This window comes from Nonomuraea lactucae (assembly GCF_003313395.1).
Taxonomy (GTDB): Bacteria; Actinomycetota; Actinomycetes; order Streptosporangiales; family Streptosporangiaceae; genus Nonomuraea; species Nonomuraea lactucae.
In genome coordinates, this window is record NZ_QNFZ01000690.1 from 1 (window position 1) to 3,232 (window position 3,232).

At 73.9% G+C, this 3,232-nt stretch carries 3 protein-coding genes; all 3 read right to left on the bottom strand.

Features of this window, described 5'->3' with window-relative positions:
- Positions 1-306: 306 nt before the first annotated feature.
- Positions 307-846 carry an FxsA family protein gene (locus DQW85_RS25470; RefSeq protein ID WP_113702497.1) on the bottom strand — a complete coding sequence of 180 codons (540 nt, stop codon included), beginning with the start codon at positions 844-846 and terminating at the stop codon, positions 307-309.
- A gap of 82 nt (positions 847-928) precedes the next feature.
- Positions 929-1,672 carry a polyprenol monophosphomannose synthase gene (locus DQW85_RS25475; protein WP_113702498.1) on the bottom strand — a complete coding sequence of 248 codons (744 nt, stop codon included), beginning with the start codon at positions 1,670-1,672 and terminating at the stop codon, positions 929-931.
- Positions 1,673-1,674: 2 nt separating this feature from the next.
- A partial coding sequence (lnt, locus tag DQW85_RS25480; protein WP_338043417.1) for an apolipoprotein N-acyltransferase occupies positions 1,675-3,232 on the bottom strand: 1,558 nt, incomplete at its 5' end.

Genomic DNA, 3,232 nt, shown 5'->3' on the forward strand with positions numbered 1-3,232 from the left:
TCGGCCGCGTGGTCGCGGAGCCTGCCCGCCGCGAGGACGAGGCGGCCAGCCGCGCCCCTCGCGCCCGGGCGTCCACCACGTCGGCGCGACGGAAGCCGCGCAGCCCGCACGGGCCCGCGGTCCGGTGGGGAGAGGACGAGGGACGCTGCGCCTGGGTCAGCGTGGGCCCGCCACGACTCGCGGAGCGACGGGCAGCCGTGCGCCGCGCACGGGCGAATGATTCCGAACACGCGACCTCACCCAGGATGGAACGATCCATCCGCATGATCGGAGCATGCCACTCGGGGACCGGCCCCGCGCGGGAGGCTACGGCTCGCGGTCCTCGCGGATGACCTCGCCGTGCACGAGCTTGCCGCCGGAAGCGCCGTCCGGCCTGCGCGCGGACGCCCCCTCCTGTCCGGACGGGAAGCCGCCGTGTCCGGCCCCGGAGCCGTCCTGCCCTGGCGGGAAGAGGTGCGCGTACGGCGAGGCGGCCGCCATCCTCCTGACCCGGCGCTCGAAGAACCACGCCCCCAGGCGGCGCATCAGCGGGCGGGTGAACGGCAGCACGCACAGGAAGCCGGCCAGGTCGGTGAAGAAGCCCGGCGTCACCAGCAGCGCGCCGCCCACCAGGATGAGAGCGGCGTCGCCCAGCTCGCGGTCGGGCATCCGCCCGGACTGCAGCGCCTCCTGCAGCGCCCGCCACGCGCGCCGCCCCTCGCGGCGCACCAGCCACGCGCCCAGCAGGCTGTCGGCGATGAGCAGCGCCACGGTCTGCCAGCCGCCGATGACCGAACCCACCTGGATCAGCAGCCAGATCTCGAGCACGGGGACGATCAGGAAGGCCAGGAAGAGCAGGAGCCGCATCGTTTCCTCGATTCAGCGCACACGTCGGTTCAGCGCACACGTATGTCTAGGACAACGCGCGGGACGGCCGCCGCGTTCCAGATCAGCGGCGCCTGCCGCGCAACCTGGCCGGCAGCCCGCCGAAGCCCCACAAGGCGATCCGCCAGAACGCCTCGAACATGATCTTCCGGCTCATCTTGCTCGTGCCGACCGCCCGCTCCACGAAGGTGATGGGCACCTCCACCACGCGCAGCCCCTGCCGGGCGGTGCGCAGGGTGAGGTCCACCTGGAAGCAGTAGCCCTCCGACTCGACGTCGGACAGGTCGAGCTTCTCCAGCGTCGCCGCCCGGTAGGCGCGGAAACCCGCGGTCGCGTCGCGGACCGGCAGGCCCAGCATGAGGCGCGTGTAGACGTTGGCGCCGCGCGACAGCAGCTCGCGGGAGGCGGGCCAGTTGACGACCTTGCCGCCCGGCACGTAGCGCGAGCCGATCGCCAGGTCGGCGCCCTCGGCGACCGCCCGCAGCAGCTTGGGCAGCTCCTCCGGCTGGTGCGAGCCGTCGGCGTCCATCTCCACGAGCACGTTGTAGCCATCGCCGAGACCCCACCGGAACCCGGCGATGTAGGCGGCGCCGAGCCCCTGCTTGCCCCCGCGGTGCAGGACGTGGATGTGGTCGTCGCCGGCCGCGAGCTCGTCGGCGACGGCACCGGTGCCGTCGGGGCTGGCGTCGTCGGCCACGAGCAGGTGCGCGTCGGGCAGGGCGGCGCGCAGCCGTTCGGCGATCAGCGGCAGGTTGTCACGCTCGTTGTAGGTCGGGACGATGACCAGCACTCGGCCGAGAGTCTCCATGATCAGTCAGTCCCCATCCGGTCTCCTCGCCTCCTGGCGCCCCACGCGGCGGCGCCGGCGGCCGCCACTCCCATCACGGCGAGCGCCCACTCAGGCAGCGCGCCCACCTGGGTGGCGATCGTCGCCCGGGTGCGCACGGGCACCTTCACCACGTTCATGTCCGCGACGCGCTCGCGGGTCTGCCAGGAGACCTTACCGTCCGGCGTGACGAACGCGGAGATCCCTGTGGTGGCGGCCGTCACCACGGCCCTGTTGTGCTCGACCGCCCGCAGTTTCGACATGGCGAGCTGCTGCGGCGGCAGGTTGGACAGGGCGTAGCTGGCGTTGTTGGTCTGCACGACGAGCGGGGTGGCCCCGGTGCGCACGGTGTCGCGGACCGTGTCGTCGTAGGCGACCTCGTAGCAGTTGACGGCGCCGATCGTCACGGGCCCCATCCGGAGGTCGCCCGGCCTGCCGCCCGGCACCGACTGCCTGCCGACCAGGCCGGCCCGCTCCCACAGGGCCAGCACGATCTCCTTGAACGGTGTGTACTCGCCGAACGGCACCAGCCGCTGCTTGTCGTAGTGGGCGCCGGGGCCGGTCACCGGGTCCCAGACGAGGCTACGGGTCGCGCGGTGCTCGTCGCCGATGGCCACCACCGCGCCGACCAGCGTGGGAACGCCGACGTCCTTGACGGACTCGTCGATGATCCGGCGGGCGTACGGGTCGCGGTAGGGGTCGATGTCGGTCGAGTTCTCCGGCAGCACGACCAGGTCGGGCCTGGGCAGCAGGCCCGCCCGTACGGCCCGCGCCAGCCGGCTGGTCTCGCCGGCGTGGTTTCTCAGGACGACGGCGGGCTCGTCGCCCAGGGCGTACATGCCCCTGCCCGGGACGTTGCCCTGGACGATGCCGACGTTGACCGTGCGGCCCTCGTCGCCCGGCCTCGGCACGGCCAGGCTCAGCAGCGGCACGGCCAGCGCGAGCCCGGCCGGCGCCAGCCGCCACAGCCGGCTCCGCCCCCCGGTCCTCCATGACGCGCCCCGTCCGATCACCGCGTACGCGAGCAGCGCGCCGCACAGGGCGACGGCGAACGACACCAGCGGCGCGCCGCCCAGGGCCGCGTACCGGGTGAACAGCGACTCGCCCTGGCTGAACGCCACCCGCGCCCACGGGAACCCTCCGATGGGCACCAGGCCGCGGGCCCACTCCATGGCCACCCAGAGCCCGCCGAACCACAGCGGCCACAGCCTCATCCGCAGCACGAGGGAGGCCGGCGCTGCCATCACGGCGTAGAAGGCGCTCTCGACGCCCACCAGCATGAGCCAGACGTCGTCGCCGATCGTCCGCACCCAGGCCAGGGCGGGCAGGAGGAACACGGCGGCGGCCAGGTAGCCGAGCCAGGCGGCACGCCGGGGGCGGGTGCCGTACAGGGCGGCGACGACGAGACCGACGCCGAGCGGCGCTCCGGGCCACCAGCCGGTCGGCGGGAACGCCAGGAACAGCACCGCCCCACCGGCCACGGCAGCCGCCACCCGCGCGAGAAGCACCCTGCGCGCCTCCGGCCCACCGGCCCGCGCCTCC

What these genes read in the sequence shown, in the direction of transcription:
- DQW85_RS25470 (WP_113702497.1), bottom strand. Translation starts at nt 846, where the DNA reads ATGCGGCTCCTGCTCTTCCTGGCCTTCCTGATCGTCCCCGTGCTCGAG.
- DQW85_RS25475 (WP_113702498.1), bottom strand. Translation starts at nt 1,672, where the DNA reads ATGGAGACTCTCGGCCGAGTGCTGGTCATCGTCCCGACCTACAACGAG.